The sequence below is a fragment of the Shewanella hanedai genome (genome assembly GCF_007197645.1).
GTDB classification, from domain to species: Bacteria; Pseudomonadota; Gammaproteobacteria; order Enterobacterales; family Shewanellaceae; genus Shewanella; species Shewanella hanedai.
This window is the reverse complement of sequence record NZ_VKGK01000056.1, coordinates 1-24,818: the sequence shown is the minus strand read 5'-3', so window position 1 is coordinate 24,818 and position 24,818 is coordinate 1. Positions and strand designations below refer to the sequence as shown.

At 44.8% G+C, this 24,818-nt stretch carries 14 protein-coding genes; 7 read left to right on the top strand and 7 right to left on the bottom strand.

The genetic code is table 11. The annotated features are described in order from the left end of the window. A partial coding sequence (locus FN961_RS25015) for an Ig-like domain-containing protein (protein ID WP_144042866.1) occupies window positions 1–4,849 on the top strand: 4,849 nt, incomplete at its 5' end. Window positions 4,850–4,935: 86 nt separating this feature from the next. On the opposite strand, the gene FN961_RS25010 is transcribed toward FN961_RS25015, so the two are convergent. From FN961_RS25010 to lptM, 6 genes are all read right to left on the bottom strand, one after another. Then, window positions 4,936–5,652: an HAD-IA family hydrolase gene (locus tag FN961_RS25010; protein WP_373293491.1), complete on the bottom strand. Its 717-nt coding sequence runs from the start codon at window positions 5,650–5,652 to the stop codon at window positions 4,936–4,938. Continuing rightward, window positions 5,652–6,551, bottom strand: a complete 900-nt coding sequence (gene xerC, locus FN961_RS25005) for a tyrosine recombinase XerC (RefSeq protein WP_144042864.1) — start codon at window positions 6,549–6,551, stop codon at window positions 5,652–5,654. The genes FN961_RS25010 and xerC overlap by 1 nt, the downstream gene beginning before the upstream one ends. 71 nt (window positions 6,552–6,622) lie before the next feature. Beyond that, complete coding sequence (locus tag FN961_RS25000; protein ID WP_144042863.1) at window positions 6,623–7,261, bottom strand: DUF484 family protein; 639 nt, start codon at window positions 7,259–7,261, stop codon at window positions 6,623–6,625. Continuing rightward, on the bottom strand, window positions 7,258–8,100 hold the full coding sequence (dapF, locus tag FN961_RS24995; protein ID WP_144042862.1) for a diaminopimelate epimerase: 843 nt from the start codon (window positions 8,098–8,100) through the stop codon (window positions 7,258–7,260). Before dapF ends, FN961_RS25000 begins: the two co-directional genes overlap by 4 nt. A gap of 72 nt (window positions 8,101–8,172) precedes the next feature. Continuing rightward, window positions 8,173–9,417, bottom strand: a complete 1,245-nt coding sequence (gene lysA, locus FN961_RS24990; RefSeq protein WP_144042861.1) for a diaminopimelate decarboxylase — start codon at window positions 9,415–9,417, stop codon at window positions 8,173–8,175. Between the two features lie 4 nt (window positions 9,418–9,421). Continuing rightward, entirely contained in the window at window positions 9,422–9,577 is a 156-nt protein-coding gene (lptM, locus tag FN961_RS24985) for an LPS translocon maturation chaperone LptM (RefSeq protein WP_185972885.1), read from the bottom strand. Between the two features lie 282 nt (window positions 9,578–9,859). On the opposite strand from lptM, the gene cyaY reads away from it, so the two are divergent. Beyond that, the gene (gene cyaY, locus FN961_RS24980) at window positions 9,860–10,189 is read left to right on the top strand and encodes an iron donor protein CyaY (protein ID WP_144042860.1); all 330 of its coding nucleotides are present in this window, start codon (window positions 9,860–9,862) and stop codon (window positions 10,187–10,189) included. A gap of 36 nt (window positions 10,190–10,225) precedes the next feature. Here the strand turns inward: cyaY and FN961_RS24975 are convergent, their stop codons facing one another. Then, window positions 10,226–12,649: a class I adenylate cyclase gene (locus FN961_RS24975; RefSeq protein ID WP_144042859.1), complete on the bottom strand. Its 2,424-nt coding sequence runs from the start codon at window positions 12,647–12,649 to the stop codon at window positions 10,226–10,228. Window positions 12,650–12,967: 318 nt separating this feature from the next. Here FN961_RS24975 and hemC point away from each other — a divergent pair, with 318 nt between their 5' ends. The 5 genes from hemC to FN961_RS24950 all read left to right on the top strand — a co-directional run. Further along, a complete protein-coding gene (gene hemC, locus FN961_RS24970; protein ID WP_144042858.1) occupies window positions 12,968–13,897 on the top strand; it encodes a hydroxymethylbilane synthase in 930 nt (309 codons plus the stop codon). Between the two features lie 9 nt (window positions 13,898–13,906). Beyond that, the gene (locus FN961_RS24965) at window positions 13,907–14,638 is read left to right on the top strand and encodes a uroporphyrinogen-III synthase (protein WP_144042857.1); all 732 of its coding nucleotides are present in this window, start codon (window positions 13,907–13,909) and stop codon (window positions 14,636–14,638) included. Between the two features lie 57 nt (window positions 14,639–14,695). Further along, entirely contained in the window at window positions 14,696–15,841 is a 1,146-nt protein-coding gene (locus FN961_RS24960) for a uroporphyrinogen-III C-methyltransferase (RefSeq protein ID WP_144042856.1), read from the top strand. After that, entirely contained in the window at window positions 15,838–17,007 is a 1,170-nt protein-coding gene (locus tag FN961_RS24955) for a heme biosynthesis HemY N-terminal domain-containing protein (protein WP_144042855.1), read from the top strand. Before FN961_RS24960 ends, FN961_RS24955 begins: the two co-directional genes overlap by 4 nt. Window positions 17,008–18,261: 1,254 nt before the next feature. Next, window positions 18,262–24,818 (top strand): Ig-like domain-containing protein (locus tag FN961_RS24950; protein ID WP_185972884.1); only part of this gene is annotated, 6,557 nt, incomplete at its 3' end.

Here is a 24,818-nt window from a genome sequence, read left to right as displayed (position 1 = left end):
GGACACCGATGCACCCAGCGTTATCGTCAACATTGTCGATGAGATGCTCACGGTTGGTGAGACCAGCGACGTGACCTTCACCTTCAGTGAAAAAGTCATGGGCTTCACCCTCGATGATCTCTCGGTTGTCGGCGGCACGGTAACCGCCCTGACGACCAATGATGGTGGCCTCACTTGGACTGCCACCTTCACCCCAACTGCAGACTTCACTGGCACCGTCAGCGTCACGGTTGATGCGGGCAGCTACACCGATCTCAATGGTAATGTCGGCACGGCAGGCAGCGATACCGCCGACACGGACACCGATGCACCAAATTCCCCAGCTGTATTGATTGTCGATGACGGCAACCCAGGCGATGGTTTACTCACTCAGGCAGAAATTGGTGCCGATGACGTGCAGCTCACTGTAACCATCAATGGCACTGACTTTGAAGTAGGCGGACATGTCACCCTCACCATCAATGGTGGCGCAGCGATTGAACTTATCCACGCTGACTTCACTGACGATGGCAACGGCAACCTCACCTCTGGTCTGTACACCTATAACAATGGCATTATCAGCTGGACTGAAACCGCGCCAGGTGAAGGTGGCGGTATCACGGTCACCGCCACCCAAACCGATGACGCGGGTAACACATCGCAATCTGATACTGATAGTGCAACAGTTTACCAAGCACAAGAAATAGACCTAAATATCAAAGAGTCTGATCTACGAGATAACATAGCTAATCCACATGCTAGCAATATCAGTTTCACGGCAGGCAATAGCAACCTAACCCAATTCAGGTTTGCTGCGAGTAACGCTGATACTAATGCCATTACTATAACTGGATTGCTGAGCACACTGACATGGGTCGTTAATGGCAACGAGATGATTGGCCAAGTTGATGGCGTTAATGTACTTCTACTCACTATTGGATCTAATACTATTACATCGAACACCACAGGAGAGATATCTGTTGAGGTAACATTGCTCGATAATGTTGAGCACGTACTCAATAACAATAATATCAATGTTTCAGCGTTACTCGACGGTATTGTCATTGAAGCTGTTGACGATGACGGTAACGTTATTTCCAATAACCTTAATATCACCATCGAAGATGACACTATAGCGGCAACCGTTAGCAGTGCATCTGGCTCAAATACTCTATCAACTATTCATGGAGCAATTACAGTCGTTGGTGCTGATGGTAACGATAACCAAACTGGCGATACTTACTCAGCGAGCCTAATGAGCAACATTACCGATAAACTCGCTGCAGGCGAAGTAAGTAATTTTGTGGACTCAGGCCTAACGACTGGAGGTGAAATTCTTTATTACTTTGTCGATCCAGCTAATCCAGATGTAATGATTGCCTACACTAGCAGCACCAATAGCGTGTATGGCGATGCTGGTGCCGAGCAATCTTTGGTCTTTACCCTCACTATTGATCCAAATTCTGGAAAATATGTACTTGACCTTGAGCAACCAATATCTGAGGTTATAACTACTAATGCTGAGTTGGCAGGTACTATTCCTGGTGGTAACGATGAAGATCTATTTATCTTATTACAAGGTACTGTCGTTGGTGAAGTCGATGTTGACGATGTAGTCCAATGTGCTATTACCGCAATCGATATAAACGGGGCTGGAGCCTCAGTTAACACGAGTACAAATGGTATAGGGGTTGGCAAAGGTAAGGATATAGGTGAAGGCGAAACACTAATTCTCACCTTTAGTAAACCAGTTACCGATAACTTAAGTCTCACTCTAAGTCTTAACAGCGGCAGCGAATATATGGGTACGGCCACATTTTATGTGTCTGGAGTGGATGCTAATGGCGCCACAATCACCGATACTTTCGTAGGCACTAGTGCGCAATTTGAAGTTTATCTATCTAACTCACCGATAGCTGAGATAAACCTTATTCAGCTTTCAACTGCAAACGATGGCTCTGACTTTAACCTTCAATCACTAAGTACCCAAACCATTACAACAGACACCTCTGGCACAACACTCGACTTCACTGTTGATATCATTGATAGCGATGGTGATATCGATAGTGATAATGATTTCAGCATCATCTTAGATGCACCGTCGACGCTGTCAGCTGTGACGCCATATGGATTTGCAAGCTTAAATGAAGCTACTCTTCTCTCTGACGCTGCCGACAACGACACGGAAACTTTAGTGTTCAAAGCAGGCGATACAGAAATTAATAGCTTTAGTTTTGGTGATACTCATAACATTGAAGTACAAGGTATTCGCCAACCCATGGATTGGCGCGTTGAAGATGGTAAGCTGATTGGCTCAATGAATGGGCGTGGCGATCTGCTTAAGTTAACTTTGGATTGGAGTGCTATTGAAGCAGGGCAGCAAGGTGCTGTCGTCCTAGATGCTGAACTACTTGGTAAATTTCCACACAACATCGATGTCGACAATCTGTTGATTACTGGGATTGAAGTCATTGCTGCTGATAGCTCTGGAGCCAGTGCTACATCGAGTGTGACTGTCACTGTAGCTGACCATAACTTAGCACCGGATGCTGGAAACGACTACTTTGGTAGTGGTTTAACGAGTGCATACTATGGCTATAGCCAAGGTTCTGATGGTGGCAACCTCTCATCCGTTGAGCAAGTGATGAACTTTATCAACAATACTGACCCCGATGCACTATTTACCGCCACCACGCTAAGTTATGCTCATGGGAATGGCGACTTAGGAACAGGGCAGAGCTTACAATCTTTCCTTGGTGGCGATGCTGAAAGTCTCACTGCCGATCCAGATAATAGTTCTGACGCTATCTTACATATGCAAGGTAACGTGCAACTTGATGCTGGTCGTTATGGGTTAAAAGTCACAGCTGATGATGGCTATGCGATTAAGATCAATGGCGAATTGGTGGCTGTCTTCTCAGCAAACCAATCTGCTAGGACTCGCTACCCAGGTGATGATGGCCATATCTACTTTGACATTGCGACATCTGGAGCTCATGAAATAGAGATTGTCTATTGGGATCAAGGTGGCGCTTACGAGTTAGATATTGAACTAGGAGAGTTTGCACAAGATGGTACCCAAATTGGTAGCTATACGCCAATGGGCGATCAGATACTGACTCAACCAGCTCAAGTTTTGGAAGATACGCCTTTTACTTTCCAAGCCTCAACCATTTTGGGTAACGATAACGATCCAGATGGCGATGCCATTCATATTATCAGTGCAGGAAATCCGAGTCATGGGAGTGTAACGATTGATATACAAGGAAATCTGCTGTTTACGCCAGAAGAGGGTTATACAGGACCTGCTAGCTTCGATTACACCATTACCGATCCTGATGGCTTGATTGACACTGCAACCGTTTACTTTGATGTCATTCCAACTCGAGATTATCAATATGGATCCGGAACAGATGGCGATAACACCATCAACGGCACTGATAACCATGATGTCCTTGTAAGTGATACATCTGGAATTCAAATTATTCAAGGCGAAAATTACAATGTTGCCTTTATTCTGGATTCATCGGGTAGCATGGGAACAAGCGCAGTCGACACAGCAAAAGAGCAGTTAATTGAAGTGCTAAAATCCCTGCAAGCATCCGCTTCAGGAGTATCTTCAGGGACCGTTAATATCGCAATTATTGATTTTTCTGGTTCAGCGACAATGAGCATTTCCCTCAATATTAAAGATTTAAATATTGACGATTTGATCGAAGGAGAAAACGGCGCGTGGAATGACATAACTAGCGGTGGCAAAACCGATTATGTCGACGCCTTCACGACAACAACTGACTGGTTCAACAGTAATTTAGTCACAAGCAACTCTGGAAGTAACATTACCTACTTCATCACAGATGGAAAACATAATGAAGGTGGTGATCCGCAAGGAGCATTTAGTCTATTATCCGCTATTTCGGAAGTCGAAGCTGTGGGTATCAAGCAAGATATCAAAGCCGAAGACTTGATTGCATACGATAGCGATGGGCAAGTTAGGGCTAAGATCAGTGTCGATAAGTTAGCCAGTGTCATTTTAGGCTCTGAGAACACTCTGCTACAAGGAGATGATCAAACAGCAGGTGGTTTAGGCAATGACATTATTTTTGGTGATCTAACACAGTTTACGGATATTGAAGGACAAGGTTTCACAGCACTTCAAGCACTGGTTGCACAAGAGACGAATGTTGATGCTAATAGTGTTTCACTGCAAGATATCCATGCCTTTATCTCTGCAAATACGGCAATGTTTGATGTATCTCAAACCAGTGACGGTAACGATACACTCAGTGGTGGTCAAGGCAAAGATATCCTCTTTGGTCAAGGCGGAAACGATACATTGGACGGTGGAACAGGAGCAGACAAGCTTATTGGCGGCGAAGGTAACGACCTGCTCATTGGTGGCTTGGGTGACGACACGCTAATTGGCGGGCTCGGTGAAGATACCTTCTTGTGGAATCAAGGTGATATAGGTACTGATCATATTACTGATTTCAGTGTCGCCGATGACAAACTGGATTTAAGTGACCTTCTTAATGGTGTCACCGCTGAAGAGCTTGGCGCTCATCTGGAGTTCAGTTTCGATGATGCCACCAATACCACCACTATTGCCATCGATGTCGATAAAAACGGGGTTGTGGAGCAATACATCACTTTGGATGGGGTCGATCTGCGGGATGAATTTGGTATCACCAATGGCGAGCTTGATGTTGAAGGTTCTATCATCCAAGGTCTGCTTGGCAGTAACGGAGATGGCGCATTGATCATAGATAGCCCAGCATCCGATTCATCCAGTAGCCAGACTCAATTTGCCAATGCCTCTGAACCAAGCCAACAGCATGAAGAATTCTATGATCATAACCATATTCCTTAAACAAACACTCCACGACCAATGAAAACAAAAATGGCCTATCTCGATAGGCCATTTTCTTTTCTCATTTAACTGAACCAGAGTTCAGGTTAAATAAGAAATTTCAGATCTTCAATGCTGCTTATCTCAAGATGAGGCAGACTGCCTTTAGCCACTCCAGCTTCAGTGCTGCCAAAACCAGGGGTGAGCCATATTGACTGACATCCAGCTAATCTTGCCCCCATCACATCCGAGCTATGACTGTCTCCGACATGGAGTAAACTCTCGGGTGATATATTGAGCCTCTCCATTGCCATATTAAACATATCTGGTGCGGGCTTCATCCTTACTCCTTCACCGGGAGACAGCACAAAATCAAACAATGAACCTAAGCCAATACGCTCAGCATCTACATTGCCATTGGTGATCCCAATCAAGGTGTACTTTTGAGCTAACGCTTCAAGCAAGATTAAAACGGGTTTAGAGACGGTAAAACCTGAACGATGCGCTAAAAAACAGTGAAGCCCTTTATGACCACCTGCTTCTGCTTCTTTTATTGAGTAACCTAGCTGACATAAACCTTGCGTCAGCATTGCAACGCGAGCTAACCCAGTATCATGGCAAAGTTCAGGTCTAACTTTGAGTAAGTTTCGTTTTAAAGTCAGCCAATCTGTTCGTTTAAGCTTAATTGTTAAAGGATATGCATGATGTAAAAAACGCTCTAGCTCAGACTCTGCCTTTAAAATAATCGGAGTATTATCGTAAAGTGTGTCATCAAGATCAAAGCTGATTGCATCAATCTTGGTGAGATTAATATAACTGCGGATCATTCACTCTTATCCTTTTTAGCTCGTGTCGCTCTAGGATGAGCACCATCATAAACTTTAGCTAAATGCTGAAAATCCAAGCTGGTATATATCTGAGTCGTTGATAGGTTTGCGTGACCAAGCAGCTCTTGCACCGCACGCAGATCAGCGCTGGACTCGAGCATATGAGTCGCAAAAGAGTGACGTAGTTTATGAGGATGAACCCGCATATTCAACGCTTGCTCCTGACCCCACTTAGCCAAACGAGCCTGAATACTTCGATGAGCCAGACGCGCCCCTTTATTGGTGACGAACAAGGCATCACTGTCACAGTTGATAGCTCGTCGACACACCAACCACGTTTCAATCGCACTTATTGCCATTTTTCCAATGGGTATAATGCGCTCTTTGCTGCCCTTACCCATCACCTTCACCAGACGCTCAGAGAATTGAATATCGCTGATATCCAGCGCCGCTAATTCAGCTAGTCGTAATCCTGATGAGTAAAATAACTCCATAATAGCCTTATCCCGTAAGCTCAAGGGATCATCGCCCTCAATCTCTAACAGGTGCGTCACAGAATCCAGATCCATATTCTTAGGTAAAGGCTTATTCTGCTTAGGCGCATGCAAGCTAATCGCAGGGTTTGCTTCAATAGCCCCCTCGCGAACTAAAAACTCACAGAACTGCTTAGACGCAGACAAAGTAAGCGAGAGTGAACGTGGGCTGAGCCCCTTTCTGTGGAGTTTACTGAGGACGCTTTGCAGTTGTTCTCGAGAAAGATTAAGCCATGTAGTTGAGCTATCCAACAGCTTATCGACTCTGTTTAATTCTGAAAGGTAGTTGCGAACAGTATGCTTAGATAACTGACGTTCACCACTAAGGTAGCGCTCGAAGCGCTGGAACCAATTAGTATCCATACAGCTCCTTTGAAAAGGTTGAACGTGATCTTTTAGTTAAAAGATCACTTGGGCTATCGGTCGTAAAACACTTAGAGTTTAGGCAACAAATGATCTAAAAGTTGCTTAAGTTGATCCAATAACAGGTTATCCATCTCTGGATGAAAGTGCACAGTGTCCTGACTTGCGATCGCAAAGATCACTTGACCACACTCATCTGAAAGACGCGACAATGCCACCGAACCAACCTCTCCGCCAAATAATCGCTTAGATTCGCTCAGCGTAAGTCGTCCAAAATAATAACCAGGACTGAGTCGCTTACTCCATATTTGTGATAGCTCGCTATCGATATCATGGACTGTGATCAGGCGAACGTGACTAAAATTAAACTGGGTTTTTAGTCCTTCTGATAATATCTGCCTAAGCTCACCGAGATCTTCACATTGAAGCAGTTTTAGAGACAGAGACGAATTGAACAAGTAGATCATCTCATTACGCGTTGCCATGCCCAATAATGAGGTGATCTCCTCCTCAAGCTGCTGCACTCTGTTGCGATACATCTCTTGCTTACGCTCAACCAGAGAGATAGCTCCCCGCTCAGCATGAGGAATACGCATCGCCAACAAAAGCTCAGGATAACGATTGAAAAAATCAGGATTATCAAGCAAAAACTCACGAATGAGCATCTCATCGAATGGGGCGGAACTCTTCTCTTTTGAAACGTCGGTCATTGCGCTATCTGTCCATCATATACGTGTTCAGCAGGGCCAGTCATCCACAGAGGATTGCCTTCACCTTCCCAATTGATTGTCAGTGTACCACCAGGGAGATCGACACGAACTCGTTTATTTAACTTCCCCTGTAACTGACCTACCGCAGCAGCGGCGCAAGCACCCGTTCCACACGCAAGTGTTTCAGATGCGCCACGCTCATATACTCTTAGCTTAATATGCCCAGCGTCAATGATCTGCATGAAGCCAACATTAACGCCCTTAGGAAAACGTTCATTGTGGGTTAACAGTGACCCTATACGCTCAACTTCAGCATTATCAACATCATCAACTTCGAGTACACAATGGGGGTTCCCCATGGAGATTGCACCACAGAGGAATGTCTCCATCGGCACCTCAGGACTACTCGCTTGTAGTAGGTAGGTTTTCTCAACCTTCTTAGCATTAAAAGGAATTTTACTCGGTTCCAACACAGGTGTTCCCATGTTAACCGTCACATTGCCATCACGCTCTAAGCGCAACGTAATTTTGCCACTTGAGGTGCTGACTCGTATTTTATGCTTATTAGTCAATCCCTTGTTTCGAACAAACCGAGCAAAACAACGAGCACCATTGCCACATTGCTCAACTTCTCCACCGTCGGCGTTAAAGATACGGTAGTGGAAATCAAGATCGGGATCATAGGGGGGTTCTACCAATAGCAATTGATCGAAACCTATCCCAAAATTTCGATTAGCCAAACGCTTTATCTGCTCAGGCGAAAAGAACACGTTTTGTGTTACCCCGTCGACGACCATAAAGTCATTGCCTAACCCGTGCATTTTCGCGAAATGGATCAAAGTGTACATCCTTCAAAATCGGAGCGTGCTACTAAAGAGTTAGTAGCACAAACAAAACCTTATAATGACAGTCTACGGCAGTAACTGCTCACCTTGCCAGAGTTGTGACAATGTTTCTCGTTTACGAATCAAATGTGCCTGCTCTCCATCGACCATCACTTCTGCCGATCTTGGACGCGAATTGTAGTTTGAAGACATGGTAAAGCCATAAGCTCCAGAGGAGCGAACCGCGAGATAATCCCCAGACTCAAGACATAACTCTCTGTCTTTGCCTAAGAAATCACCGGTCTCACAAACAGGGCCGACAATGTCATAATTGAGGTTTTCACCTTGACGTTGCACCACAGGAATAATCTTCTGCCAAGCGCTATACAAGGAAGGTCGAATAAGATCATTCATCGCACCATCAACCAATGCGAAATGCTTATCGCTATTGCCTTTAAGGTACAAAACCTGAGTCACAAAAATACCCGCGTTAGCGGCAATCGCACGACCCGGCTCAAAAATTAACTTTAACTTTCTGTCGCCTAAACGTTCAAGTAAAGCGCTGGCGTATGCATCTGGCTGAGGAGGTGTCTCATCATCGTAAGTCACCCCAAGTCCACCGCCGACATCAAAATGTTCAATGATAATGCCAAGTTCAGCAAGACGGTCAATAAGTGCCAACATACGATCCATCGCATCAAGGAAAGGTTTGATCTCCGTTAACTGAGAACCAATGTGACAATCGACCCCTTTCACCTGTAAGCCTGGTAGCTCATGAGCCCGAGTAAATATCGACTCGGCATCTTCCATCGCAATACCAAATTTGTTTTCTTTCAGACCGGTGGATATATAGGGATGCGTTCCCGCATCAACATCTGGATTAATTCGTAATGACACTGGAGCTATTTTACCGAGCCTGAGTGCAACTAAATTCAGTTGCTCAAGTTCGGCTGCTGATTCCACATTAAAACAATGGATACCCAGATTAAGCGCCATCTCCATTTCATCAACGGTTTTGCCAACGCCTGAAAAAACAACTTTCTTAGGATCGCCACCCGCCTCTATCACCCGAGACAGCTCGCCGCCGGACACAATATCGAAACCACTGCCTAAACGAGCCAGTACATTGAGTACGGCTAAATTCGAATTGGCTTTAACCGCATAACAAATCAGATGCGGATGATTGGCCACTGCACGATCAAACGCATGCCAATGTCGTTCCAATGTCGCACGAGAATATATGTAAAGAGGGGTACCGTATGTACGAGCAAGCTCTGCAACCTGACAATTCTCAGCTAGCAACTCACCATTTTTATAGAGAAAATGATCCAAACCGTTATTCCTTAATGCTTTGTTTCTTTGGCTGTTCTACTTTTTGCTTTTGGTTATCTTGTTTGTCTGGCGATTTATACAAAGGCCCTTTTTGACCGCAAGCAGTAATAAAAAAACTAGCTAACAGTATCAGTGAACACAGTTTCATTTTTCTCAACATCTATCTATCCGATTATTTATCCAATGGTGTCGAGCTAAGAAGTATTAACAGCGCTAACGGTTAATGGCTTTCAAGCTTTTTCTAGGGGCAATTCCACTTTGCCTACCGATGTTGCAGAGTTAGGCTTTCTACGTCAAGTACATATAGTACTAATACATACAATTCATGCCTTTTCCCATAAAACAGGGCTAAACTAGTAAAAATTTGATTGGAGCATAAAGCGACTGATTGATAGAATCATCGGATAGATAATTCGCTAGACTCATCAAGGATCAATACAAAATGGCAATGACAGACACAGAGTTTCATCAATTAGCCGATGATATGTTTCAGGCGATAGACAATGCCATTGAAGTTGCAATCGATGAACAAGATGCCGATATCGATATCGATGCGTCAGGAAATGTACTGCAAATCACCTTCGAAGACACCTCTAAAATCGTCATCAATAAGCAAGAGCCGTTGCATCAGGTTTGGGTAGCCACAAAGTTTGGCGGATACCACTTTTCTTTTATCGAAGGTAAATGGACCGATGAAAGAAATGGGGGTGAATTTATGCCGTTCGTTATAGATTCCATACTAAAACAGGGTGGCATTCAGATTTCTCTGTAGCCATTACGTAATAGGGGCTTTTAACATAAGCCTCTTTTAAAAGTCAAAATCAATATCATCGACTGACATGCCAAAGGGTAACGCTCTTAAGCGTCCATCAACCCTAATTAAGCGAAAAAACTGCGGCAGATTGAATCGCTGCAATGACGTTTCAAACTCCTCAAATGCATGGTGATGACTCACTTTACTCACCAACTCCTCAATATCGATACCAGACTGTTTATAATGATGCAGTTCATTGGTCTCATTTAAAATAAACACATCTAATTCTGTTTCGTTTTGCCTTAAGAAGTACTGAACAGCCCCACGGGCAGCAAAATCTTGGATAACTTCAGGAATTTTACTGAAAGGTTCATTGCCTAAATCTGGTCTTGGCAGCTCGATGAGTTTTTTCTTCGTTAATTGCTGAAACAAGGCTTTAGTATCATTCAGGTTTTGATACACCATCCCCTTGCTGTTAAAAAACAGCCCGTATTCCACTCCGCTGACTTTCAATGGATACACTAAGGTTGTTGAACTGGAAACTTGCAGACTGAGACGAACGGCTCGATGCATTAAATTGCTTACCGTTCGTTCAAATTGAGATTTTAACTTTGTTGAACAACTGATCACTTCAATGGCAATGTCACCTGCTCCCCTTCTAATACCAGAGGTAATAAAAGTCAGCGAGTCCAATATCCCGAACTCCCCCTCATAATGATGACAATGCCACTCTCCCCAGGAGTTCAAGCAAATAATATCAATTGATTCCAACATGTTCTGCTTTTCCCGCCCCAGAGAAAAGATATTGGCATTCATATAATCCACCATGATCTCCTGCCCCTGCCATTTTTCAGTAGGATCATGATTAAAGTTAAGCAAAAAAACCAATTTTTTATAACGCCAAGGCTGGCAAAAATCCATTTTAGTGACTTTCAATTTAGCGCCCTCAAAGAACGTCACTAATCGTTTGGAAGCCGTGGTTAAACTCGCAGACTTACGCTTGCTCTTACTAAACTCATACCAACTCGTTATGTCACTCGAAACCCCATTTAAGCTGGCCCAAGCGACTAGCTTCGCCTTACTCTTTGAGCGATAAACGGCCCTTTCTCCAATAAAATTCCTCGGCTCAGGTTTGCAACGGTAAAGGCAATACTCTTCATCATTCTGACTAAAAATGATGGTCAGATCCGTTTCACAAACTGAGTCACTCCAGAGTTTATTCAGGCTAATAATCTGCTGTACGTCTGAGCTAAAGTAGGTGTGAAGTTTACGAGTAAGTAGGCCCAATTCTGACAGTTTTAAACTTTTACTTAATTTTTGTGTTGAAGCAAACTGAAGTAATGTCTGATAACTTCCCAGCAAGAGCTCATTTAACTGTTCATTGAACCATTGCAGTTGTCCACAATGCCAATCATCACAATGATCCAAGGTCTCCAGTAAGCTACGAGACCAATTCCAATCTTCAACTAACGCAACGAGCTTATGATAACGCCAATCTTTTGCTTGGGTTTCCTCAGTTAAACGTAAACCACACTTCAAATAAAAACAGCGCCTCACAATCTCAAGTCTACGCAAGTCACCTTGTTCTAGCAGATAGCTTTCAATGGATTCATACAACAGAAAATATGCATCATTGGCAGCAGAAAAATCACCTTCGACCGTTCTCTGCCACACCTGTTCAGTAACCAGACAAGTTTTAGGGTATTGACTCGCATAGGCTTCAAGCAGTAACACTTTTAATAACGCTTTATGAGGCTTATCTAACCCCTTATATAGCTGCCAAAGCGATGCACCAAAATATTCACTTGCAGGGATTCGACTCACATCCCCGAGAAAAAGATATTCCTCTGACCTTTCGGCCTTGGGCCACCATGCGACCGTTTTTCCAGCAAGGCAGATTTGACTACGATAAAACTCTTCCAGCAGGAGCCAATGTTGAGCGCTGCCGCTATGTTCTGAGCCTATTGCAGTTTGAAATTCATCTTCTGAATCAACATTTTTAACAAACTGTTCTGGGTGAACCAAGTAAATATTGACTTCAAGCCCATAGTTATTAAACCAAGCACTTAATAAGTCAGCTTTTTCCTCTAATAACTGGCACTCATTTGGGCTTAACAAACGATCATGCACTAGCCAAACATCGACATCGCTCTTAGGATTTTGACCAAAGCTCGCCATGCTTCCCATACTATAAATTCCCTCGATAGCGGGGTGATTCACAATGTGAAAGCTTGGTTTAACTAGCCCTAATGTATGGCACGCAGCCAATTCATTCTCATCAGGCTCATAATTAAATATTCCAGAGGGAGTGAGTGGTCCATTGTAACCAGGGTAATCGAGTCTATGATAATGAAAAAGCAGTGGGATTAGGCGCAGTAGGTCACGCTTTAATGGTGAAAGAATGGCAAGCGCACGAGCCAGCCGGATCCGATTCAATCTCTGGGCGGTTTCAGCAAAGTGACCTTGTTCATTAACCATATGTTACTAATTGAAGAGTTTTTTGCAGGATGAGGTAGAGCGCGCAATGTTATCATTTTTGCCTTGCCATGGGAACAAAACGAGATCAAGATCACACTTTCGCGGTACTGCTTTTCGCCTGAAAATGACTTTTATCAACTAACGTTAATGAAAGGTCATCTGTAATACCCTTAACATTCACTAATGTGTTTAATCACAGTCAATCATTTTCTATTCTGATATGTGGGCTGACTTCAAAGAATCAATCGCCATATGTTACATCTAATCTCGAGCAATGTTAGCATTACTAAAACCAAGATCTCTGATGGAATATCGAGCATGTCCCTAAACGTCATTCGAATCGCAACACGTAAAAGCCCTCTTGCTCTTTGGCAAGCTGAATTTGTTAAAGCCGAGCTGGAGAGATTCCACGAAGGCCTAACAGTAGAACTGTTACCAATGAGTACTAAAGGTGACATTCTTCTTGATACGCCTTTGGCAAAAGTTGGCGGTAAAGGACTGTTTGTAAAAGAACTGGAAGTCGCCATCATGGAAGGTAGAGCCGATATTGCGGTTCACTCAATGAAAGATGTCCCTGTCGAATTTCCTGAAGGGCTAGGTCTAGAGATTATTTGCGAACGTGAAGATCCACGAGATGCATTTGTGTCTAATCACTACAAAAGTATCAGTGAACTCCCACAAGGTGCAGTAGTCGGTACTTCAAGTCTACGTCGTCAGTGCCAAATCCGAGCAGCACGTCCGGATTTGGAAATTCGCGATCTACGCGGCAATGTCGGTACCCGTTTAGGTAAATTAGATGCAGGCACATACGATGCTATCATCTTGGCTGCTGCAGGTTTGAAGCGTCTTAAACTGGAAGAGCGCATCGCAAGTTTTATTTCTGCTGAAGAATCTTTACCAGCAAACGGTCAAGGTGCTGTCGGTATTGAATGTCGCACTAATGATGAGCGCGTAAAAGCACTTTTAGCACCGCTTGAGCACGCTGAAACTCGCTACCGAGTAATTGCTGAACGAGCTATGAATACTCACCTTGAAGGTGGCTGTCAGGTGCCGATCGGGGCTTATGCTGAGATCGTTGGTGATACCCTGACTCTTCGCGGTTTAGTCGGTAGTCCAGATGGCACTCAAATTATTACCTCGACTCAAGTCGGGCCTAAAACTGATGCCAAAGCATTGGGTATTGCCCTTGCTGAAGAACTGCTCAGCCAAGGCGCAAAAACAATTCTTGATGCCGTTTACATTAAGTAACGATCATCGATGAATATTTTACTGACACGGCCAGAAGGCCGTAATCAGTCAATGATTGAGATCCTGTCACAACACAGGATCTCATATACAGTGACACCACTGCTGCAAGTTCAAGCAACCAATAACACTCAACATAAAACTGCTATCGCGCATTTTAAAAATGCTGATATCGTCATTTTTATTAGCACCAATGCCGTGCTATTTTCCGCAAAATCCATCGCGCTAAACACATGCACTTCAACGCAATTCTATGCGGTCGGCGATGCCACATTCAATGCGCTGCAAGCACAAGGGATCACTGCATTTAAGGCACCGTCAGGTTGTCAGCAGACCGAAGGCTTATTAACACTCAATGAGTTACAAGATCTGTCTGACAAAAAAATCGTCATCGTCAGAGGGGTTGGCGGGCGCGAAACACTGGCAGAAACACTCACTCAGCGTGGGGGGAAAGTGAATTATTGGGAAACATATCAACGAGTTTATCCTGCCATAGACGATGCAATTCCTTATCAGTGGCGTGATGCTAAAGTCGATACTATTATCATCACCAGTGGAGAGATTCTCCATAGTCTAAACAAACTTGTACCAAAAGAGTTATTTGCTTGGCTGCGTGCATGTCATATTATAGTCCCTAGCTCCCGTGTTAAGGAGCAAGCTTTAGCTTATGGACTCAACAAGGTGACCAACGCCAAAGCTGCAAATAGTAAGGCCATGCTTTCCGCTCTAGGCTTATCCATTTAGCCCAACACGGCCTTGTTCTCGTTATTATTGTAGCGGTATGCCCTTAAGGACTGTTTAATGGACAACAAAGAATTAGATGAAAACCTGCAAGAGCCTAAAAATGAAATCATCTCTAATGAGACGACTCAAGGTTCAAAAGCAACCAAGAATGTAGATAACATATCAACACCACATCGCTCCGATAGTGGCTCAGGCATATCTTGGGGATTTCTATTCAACCTAATTTTGATTTTGCTATTAACTTTTGCGACCTTAGGTGGTGGCTATTACCTACACCAGGAACTCAATAAGCAAACAGATCGAGCTCAAAGCCTAGCTCAGGAGTTAAAGTTTGCCCTCGCAGAACCTTCGAAACAAATATCCAGACTAGACCAAGAGCAGCGTCAAACAGAAATTAAGCTCAACCAAGAACTAGAGATCATCAATGCAGATCAGTTAAGACTCAATGATCGTGTCGCTAAACTAGCACTGCGAAACCCTAATCATTGGATGGCTGAAGAAGCTAAGTACCTCGTTAGAATGGCGGGGAGTAAGCTATGGCTAGAGAAAGATCCCAGCACAGCAGCAAGCCTACTTAAAGCCGCAGATCAAAGAATCGAGTCAATGAAAGATCCGGCGCTGATCCCATTAAGAAAAGCCTTAGCCAATGATATTGCTGAAGTATCCATCATCAAGAGTACCGATATTGCAGGTACTATATTGATGCTCGACAACATGATTGAAAACCTAGATCAACTGCCGCTGAATCGCGCTGATATCACCAACGCAGCAAGCAAGGTCGATAACCCAGAGATGACCGAATCACTTGATGACTGGCAGAGTAATCTCGCTAAGTCATGGCAGGAACTGATTGAAGACTTCATTGTTGTACGTAAAAGAACCACCGACATTGCTCCACTATTAAAACCTGATGAGCAGTGGTATTTAGTTGAAAATATCAAAAATAAACTACTGCAATCTCAGCTTGCTCTCTACCGTCAAGATGAAGTGAATTATCGTCAGTCATTGTCACTAGCGAGAAAATGGGTGTATCAATATTTTGATCTTAAGAACATTCAAACCGAAGAGACATTAGCCGCACTCGATGCCCTAAGCACTCTTGAAATTCAGACACCAAAAATTCAACAATTTGCATCTACACCTCTGCTACAACAATTGGTTATCCACGGTAACTTGATGGTATCTGAGGAGCCTTCAATATGATCCGAGTCCTAGCTTATCTGGCCATTATTTTAATCGGCCTATGTATCAGCCCATTTTTTGATGGCATGAACGGTTATCTCTATCTCGCTTTTTGGGATTACGAAGTAGAGATGGGAGTCGTCACTGCAATTGTTGGCTTAATTTTATTTTACTGCCTTTTACAGATCGTAGAATGGTGTCTGGTTTTATTCCTCAACCTAATCTTAAGTAGTCGTTTGCTGCCGGAGAAGTGGCGTAAAAAGGCAGCACGTAAACATACTTTAATCGGTGCATTGGCATTAGCTGAAGAGGATTGGCCTGTAGCCGAAAAAGCTATGGCTAAGGGCGCTGAAAAAGGCGAGATCCCTTCACTTAACTTACTTGCAGCCGCCAGAGCTGCCCAGCACCAAAATGACCCCGTGTCTCGAGATGGTTATCTATTAGAAGCCGAGAAAGAACCAATGGCCGTCAATGCTGTCGGTACCACTCGCACACGTTACTTACTCCAACAAGGCGATCTAACCAGTGCCCGTGAACAACTCGATAAACTATCACCGTCGAGTAAAAGCAAATTACCCGTGCTTAGGCTTGCCATCGAACTCTATCAGGCTCAGTCCGATTTTAACTCGTTGAAGCTATTGCTTCCTGTTATCAAAAAGCGCCAGTTACTCACTGAAACGGCTTTTACGGAATTATCAGTTGCAACAAACCATGCCTTATTAATTTCGGCAACAGAAAACAGTGAACAAGAACTTGAAAAAGTGTGGCACTGGTTAAGTCGAGGTGAGCGTAAAGAGATGGGGAATATTGCTCTCTATTGTGTCGGCTTAAATCGTTTCGAAAGAAAAGACGAAGCACTAAAATTACTGATGAAGCAGCTCAAACACTCCCCTTCAGCTGAAATATTTGCGGGCTTAGGTGAACTTCTTGTACCTAGTGATCTCGATGAGAGAGAGTTAATCTTTTCGATGGAGAAGAAACATGGCCAAGACATCAATTTCCAAATCTTACTAGCTAAACTCCACCATCAAAATAAAGAGTACCGACGAGCGATGGAGTGTTGGAAAGAAGTCTGCCAAATACAACCGACGAAATCTCATTGGTTAGCACTTGGCGAGACCCAAGAACATTTGGGAGAACAAAATTCAGCAATTCAAAGCTATAGGCACGCGATAAAAGCAGATTAGTTTTTATACTCTTTTCTAATAAGAAAACTAGTATTAAGCTAGTTTTCTTATTAGGGATGTTTCAAACCACCTCACATTTCAACTAAGATATTGATTTAAAACACCTAATACTATAACCCAGCTAGAATCTAAACCGGATTCTTAGCAGTAATGCTTCATTATTCCATCCCAAATAATCATTTACGACTAACTGCTTAGTATTTTTATACTACAAGTTAAAACATATTAATAAGACTTTGAGCTGATTGAGGTACTAAGTTAGTCGATATTACCTATCTTCATTTCAATGCTGAAAAATGATGTTTAACACACCTCCCTATCTAGATTCCTACTGATTTTAATCTTTACTTACAGGGACTAATCAAACGATGCCATCCATGAAAATGAATTAGATGATCTTCTATTTATAGACAACAACACCATTGTTAACAAAAGGGATTAATAAGATATTCGCTCCTAAGGATTGTCTCCTTTGTGATGCAATATCTATTTTAGGGATAACACCGGAATAACTGTTTTGGTGCTGCAGTGTCAAAATATCCTCTTATCAAAGTTATTTAGCGATAATCGACGAAGCACGATCACTTTGAATACAATATAACAATATAACAATATGAAAACTAAACTAAACGGTTCAAGAACACTCGCAATGATGAAAGTAATAAAGTGGTTTCAGGCCACCACCCGAATGTCTGACAGCAACGCTTACTTGCTCTGTCGACTCGGTCACTGATGGGGATAATTTACAATGACCTTAAAGAGGTAGATACCTTTACTGAACATGGCGTAATCATAGATGCTGTCTATAATTATAATGACTACGCAACCCTTATTACAGGCTTTATAAATGACAACATCAAAAATATAAACATGCCTTATTTATAAGCAACTTAACTAGTTTTTAGATTGGATAATGTTAGGCGTGTAGTACATTTTTGCCAGCCACCTCCTGCCATTACAATCAGGCAAGAGATGTCACATAGACCGCATCCCTTGCAACAAATGTACTACCACAAAAAATATACCTAGCCTCATCACACTCCTACAATTAGTCGCATGCACTAACAAATTGGTATAAATTAGCATTTAGATCCTACATTTAAGACCAAGTTAGCATATGAAGCGTCAATAAGTTGACCCTCCACAGTGTTGTGGGTAACATACATCTCTATTTGTCTGCCAAACCAATAACATTTGGCATAAAACACTTTCACAAAAGCAGCTACAGTCAAGGCTATTTTCACGGAGCATCGAATGAAAACTTTAGTAACAACCCAGCCTGGAACCGTTCTTCTTGCAAAAGGGGATATAAAACTAGAACTTGAGAATGGCTCAAAAGATGTCTCTCAAGGTCAGCTGCTACTAGTTGGTTCTACTCTGAGTATTGAAGATAATGCGGAACTTGAAATTGGCTACCCAGATGGTACTCAGTATTCAAATCTAGCATCGACCAGCCAAACTCCTGATGCCGCTATTACAGCCTCAAATCTTTCCGAAGCTCAGGAGATCCAAGCACTTCAAGATGCTATTTTAAGTGGTGATGATCCTACTCAAGACCTACCTGACACTGCAGCAGGAGGAGCTTCAGGCAATGAAGGTGGTTCCGATTTTGTTTCTTTAGACAGAACCGCTAGCGAAACCATTGCATCAACGGGTTTCAATACGAATTCAGCTCCTCAGGGTGACTTTGCTGTTACAAACAACTTTAATGAAGTTACTGCTGAAAACGAATCGATTCTGCTCAATGATACTGTCACTATTAACGAAGATGGCACCGCGACTGGCAATGTACTCGATAACGACTCTGATGTAGATGATGTGCTTGCTGTAGCAAGTTTCGAAGTAGATGGAACCACTTATCCAGCAGGTACAAGCGTTGAACTTGAAGGCGGTACTTTAGTTATCAATCAAGATGGTAGCTATACTTTTACCCCTAATGAAAACTGGAACGGTACTGTTCCTGTTATCACTTACACGACCAACACCGGAGTAACGGCAACTCTCACTATTGAAGTCACTGCTGTTGCCGATGGTGCTCCCCAAGTCACGATTAATCTCGATACAAACAATGATGGATTAATTAGTAGTGATGAGCTTAATGGCAATACTGAGATCAGTGTCACCATAAGCCTTGAAGGTACTGGTGCTATGGTCGGTGACGTATTAATCGTCAACGGTGTTGAGATAGTACTAACAGCCGACGATATTTCTACTGGTTCAGTTAATGTAAACCTACCAGTACCCGCCGAAGGCGAAACCATCACCGTCGTCGCGACGGTGACTGACTCGGCGGGAAATGTCTCTCCCGAAGGAACAGATTCAGCGACTATCGATACCACAGCTCCAACAATCACCATAGATGTACCGGACACGACTAACGATACGACCCCAACAATTACAGGCACTACCGATGCCGAGCCTGGCAGTACAATCACAATCGTCATCACTGACAGTGCTGGTACCGAGCAAACGATTACCACAACGGTTAACCCCGATGGTACCTACACTGTCGATGTCACCGTTCCTGTCGCAGAAGGCCCTATCACTGTAGTGGCAACGGTTACCGATCCTGCAGGTAATACTGGTACTGCTACAGACACCGGTGATGTAGACACCACAGCACCAACTATCACTGTCGACGTCCCTGATACCACTAATGACACAACGCCAACAATTACGGGTACTACTGATGCTGCACCAGGTAGCACAATCACGATAGTGATAACTGATAGCGCTGGTACTGAGCAAACGGTTACTACAACGGTTAATCCCGATGGCACCTACACGGTAGACGTCACAGATCCTGTTGCAGAAGGCCCAATCACAGTCGTAGCAACGGTAACGGATCCTGCCGGCAACACTGGCACGATAACGGACACCGGAGAGATCGATACCACAGCGCCGACGATTACTGTCGATGTGCCTGACACCACCAATGACACAACACCAACAATCACTGGTACCACAGATGCAGAGCCAGGTAGCACCATTACTGTTGTCATCACTGATAGCACTGGTACAGAGCAAACTGTTACTACAACGGTTAATCCTGATGGCACCTACACGGTCGATATCACCGATCCAGTCGCAGAAGGCCCAATCACAGTTGTTGTTTCAGTAACAGATCCTGCTGGCAATACAGGTACAGCAACTGACACCGGAGATGTGGATACCACAACACCAACAATCACTGTTGATGTACCCGATGCAACTAACGACACAACACCAACAGTGACAGGTACTACTGATGCTGCTCCTGGTAGCACAATTACAATCGTTATCACTGATAGTACTGGTACTGATCAAACGGTTACTACAACGGTAAATCCTGATGGGACTTATACGGTCGATGTTATCGACCCATTGGCTGAAGGCCCTATCACTGTTGTAGCAACTGTGACAGACCCTGCAGGCAATACAGGAACAGTAACCGATACTGGAGAGGTTGATACTACAGCTCCCACAATCACTGTTGATATCCCAGACACCGCAAATGACACCACACCAACAATTACCGGAACAACTGACGCAGAACCAGGTAGCACCATCACTGTTGTCATCACAGACAGCACTGGCACAGAGCAAACAGTCACAACTACAGTCGATCCCGATGGTACCTACACGGTAGATGTTACCGATCCTGTCGCAGAAGGCTCTATCACTGTAGTCGCTGCCGTCACAGATCCTGTGGGGAATACAGGCACCACTACTGATACAGGTGAAATTGATATCACTATCGGTGCACCATTAGTTGTGCTCACAGAAGATAGTAATAATGATGGTTCTCTCAACGATTCTGAATTAGATGGCCAAGTAAATATCTCCGTCACCTTAGGAGCTGGTACTGAGCTCGGTGACACCTTCACCGTTACCGATCAAGATGGCACAGTCATCTTCAGCGGCCCTGTAACACAAAATATGATCGACAATGGCCTTCAATTGGCCATCGATCCGCCGGCCACAGGCACGAACCTCGTCATCACCGCCACCGTCACTGATCCATCAGGCAACATAGCAACAGGAAGTGACAGCGCGACACTTGATTATGGCGTTGGCTCAGGAGCCCCTGCTGGCCCAACAGTTCTTATCAATGAAGACACAAACCAAGACGGTTACATCAACGACACTGAACTTGATGGCCAAATAAATATCACCGTCACACTCAATGCAGGTACAGCGGTAGGCGATACGCTCATCGTCACTGATCAGGACGGCAATGAACTGTTCAACGGTGTTGTGACGCAAGATATGATCACCAATGGCGTTCCAGTGAGCATGGATGCTCCAGCAACTGGCACTGACATAGTAGTCACAGCCACCGTCACAGATCCTGCGGGTAACACTGCCACTGGCAATGGCGCTGCGACTCTCGATTATGGTGTTGGCACAGACGCACCTGCAAGTCCTACTGTCACTATTGATGAAGATGCTAACCAAGATGGCACTATCAACGGTTCTGAACTTGATGGTCAAATAAACATTACAGTTGAATTAGGTGAAGGCACTGAAGTTGGCGACACGTTAGTTGTTACTGACCAAGCAGGTAATACCCTGTTTAGCGGGCCTGTTACCCAAGAGATGATCGATAATGGCCTGCCATTAGCCATCGATCCTCCAGCAACAGGAACTAATCTCGTTATCACGGCTGATATCACTGACACTGCAGGTAATACAGCAACAGGTAATGGCAGTGCAACACTTGACTATGGCACAAGTTCAGCCCCTGCAAGTCCAAGCTTGAGTATCGATGAAGATACCAACAACGACGGCTTTATTAATGATGCTGAGCTCGACGGCCAAATTAACATCACTGTGACACTCGGCGCGGGCACTGAAGTCGGCGACACACTTGTCGTCACCGATCAAGACGGTAATGAACTGTTCAACGGTGTAGTCACTCAAGATATGCTCGATAACGGCCAAGCCGTTACAATGGACGCACCAACAACGGGCACCGATATTGTGGTCACTGCCACCGTCACGGATCCGGCAGGTAACACAGCAACGACCAGTGATTCAGCAACCCTCGATTACGGCACTGGTGTACCAGTTGCGCCAACAGTGAATATTACTGAAGACACCAACGACGATGGCACTATTACTGATGCAGAGCTTGACGGTCAAATCAACATCAGCGTCACCTTAGGCTCAGGCACCGAAGTGGGTGACACCGTCACCATCACTGACCAAACTGGCGAAGTGCTGTACACAGGTCCAGTCACTCAGGACATGCTAGATAATGGCATCGACGTGGTTATCGATGCACCAGCCGACGGCACTAATCTCGTTGTCACAGCCACTATTACTGATCAAGCGGGCAACACGGTTACTGGTAACGACAGCGCAACACTCGATTACGATGACAGCGTCACCGTCCCAGCAGCACCAACCGTTACGCTCGTTGAAGATACAAACGGCGACGGTTTCATTAACGACGCTGAACTCAGCGGTCAAATCAACATTACTGTAGAGCTCGGTGCTAACTCTCTTGTTGGAGACACTTTAGTCGTCACTGATCAAGCCGGCAATGAGCTATTTAACGGCGTGGTCACCCAAGATATGCTTGATAACGGCTTAGACTTGGCTATGGATCCGCCAGCGACAGGCACTAATGTCGTCGTAACAGCGACAATCACCGACACCTTGGGTAATGAAGCAGCAGGCTCAGATAACGCCTTGCTCGACTACGGCTCAGGCACGGGCGCACCTGCCGCGCCAACAGTTCTACTCACTGAAGACGCAAACAACGATGGCTACATTAATGATGCCGAGCTTGATGGCCAGATTAATGCCACCGTCACCTTAGGCGCAGGCACAGAAGTGGGTGACACTGTCACCATCACTGACCAAGACGGCAACGAATTGTTCAGCGGCCCTGTCACTCAAGCCATGATAGACAACGGTCTGCAACTCGCCATTGACGCACCATCTACAGGTACCAACCTTATTATCACAGCCACGATCACGGACCCAGCTGGCAACAGCGCAATTGGCAGTGATACGGCAGTATTAGATTATGGAACCGGCACAGGCGCACCTGCCAGTCCTACAGTTACGATTGATGAAGACGTTAACAGCGATGGCTTCATTAATGATGCAGAACTTGATGGTCAAATCGACATAACCGTCACACTCGGTGCAGGCACTGCAGTCGGCGATACGCTTGTTGTTACCGACCAAGACGGTAACGTCATCTTCACAGGTACAGTTACCCAAGACATGATCACCAATGGCGTCCCTGTCACCATGGATGCGCCAGTCACGGGCACTGATTTAGTGGTTACAGCCACCATCACCGATGTTGCAGGCAACACAGTCACGGGTAATAATTCAGCGACACTCGATTATGGCACGGGCACCGGCGCACCTGCGGCACCAATCGTTGAAATAATCGAAGATGCAAATAATGATGGTTACATTAATGATGCCGAGCTTAACGGCCAAATCGATGCCAACATCACCTTAGGTACAGGCACTGAAGTAGGTGACACTGTCAGTATCACTGATCAAGATGGTAACGTTATTTTCAGCGGTCCAGTGACCCAAGACATGATAGACAATGGCCTTGCAGTCACTATCGACCCACCGGCTACTGGCACAAATCTTGTAGTCACAGCGACTATCATTGACCCCGCTGGTAACAGTACATCTGGTAGTGATAATGCTCAGCTCGATTACGGCACAGGCACTGGTGGTCCCGCGACTCCGACTGTCGTCATTGATGAAGATGTCGACAATGATGGTTTCATTACAGATTTTGAACTTATTGACCAAATCGATATAACAGTCACCCTCGGTGCAGGCACACAAGTCGGCGACACATTAGTCGTTACCGATCAGGCAGGCAATGAATTGTTCAGTGGTATTGTCACTCAAGCTATGATCGATGATGGTCTTGCAGTGGTAATGAGTATACCTCCTACCGGTACTGAAGTAGTCGTCACTGCTACTGTTACTGATCTGGCAGGTAACACTGCATCGGGCAATGATGCTGCAACAATGAATCATAATTGGGAAATAACCCCGCCTGTCGCACCAACGGTAGAGATCACTGAGGATATTAACGACGACGGTTACATCAACAGTGATGAGCTGGACGGTCAAATCAACATTACTGTCACCTTCGATGAAACCACTAGCGTCGGTGAGACCTTAGTCGTTACCGACCAAGCGGGTAATGAACTGTTTAACGGCCCAGTGACCCAAGCCATGCTCGACAATGGCCTCACATTGACCATGGATGCTCCCGATTCAGGTACTAGCATCACTGTAACAGCAGCCCTAACGAATATTTATGGAATGGTCTTAACGGGCAGTGATAATGCCCTTCTCGATTACGGCACTGGCACGGGCGCACCAGCGGCCCCAACCGTCGACATCACTGAAGATGCCAACGATGATGGCTTCATCAACGGCGCTGAGCTAGATGGCCAGATTAATATCACGGTCACCTTAGGCGCAGGCACTGAGCTGGGCGACACCTTAGTCGTCACCGACCAAGACAATAACGTTATCTTCAGCGGCCCAGTTACCCAGGACATGCTCGACAATGACCTTTCACTGGCCATTGATGCACCAGTCACCGGCACCAACTTAGTCGTCACCGCTAACGTCACTGACCCTGCGGGTAACACCGCCACAGGCAATGACAGTGCGACTCTGGATTACGGCACAGGCACTGGCGCACCGTCTGCGCCGCTGGTTGAAATCGTTGAGGACACCAACAACGACGGTTTCATTAATGACACTGAGCTTGATGGCCAAATTAACATCACTGTCACCCTCGGTGCGGGCACGGCTGTCGGCGACAC

Coding starts and splice junctions, on each gene's coding strand:
- FN961_RS24975 (WP_144042859.1), bottom strand. CDS start 12,649: ATGGTTAATGAACAAGGTCACTTTGCTGAAACCGCCCAGAGATTGAAT.
- FN961_RS24965 (WP_144042857.1), top strand. CDS start 13,907: ATGAATATTTTACTGACACGGCCAGAAGGCCGTAATCAGTCAATGATT.
- lptM (WP_185972885.1), bottom strand. CDS start 9,577: ATGTTGAGAAAAATGAAACTGTGTTCACTGATACTGTTAGCTAGTTTT.
- xerC (WP_144042864.1), bottom strand. CDS start 6,551: ATGGATACTAATTGGTTCCAGCGCTTCGAGCGCTACCTTAGTGGTGAA.
- cyaY (WP_144042860.1), top strand. CDS start 9,860: ATGGCAATGACAGACACAGAGTTTCATCAATTAGCCGATGATATGTTT.
- hemC (WP_144042858.1), top strand. CDS start 12,968: ATGTCCCTAAACGTCATTCGAATCGCAACACGTAAAAGCCCTCTTGCT.
- FN961_RS24955 (WP_144042855.1), top strand. CDS start 15,838: ATGATCCGAGTCCTAGCTTATCTGGCCATTATTTTAATCGGCCTATGT.
- FN961_RS24960 (WP_144042856.1), top strand. CDS start 14,696: ATGGACAACAAAGAATTAGATGAAAACCTGCAAGAGCCTAAAAATGAA.
- FN961_RS25000 (WP_144042863.1), bottom strand. CDS start 7,261: ATGACCGACGTTTCAAAAGAGAAGAGTTCCGCCCCATTCGATGAGATG.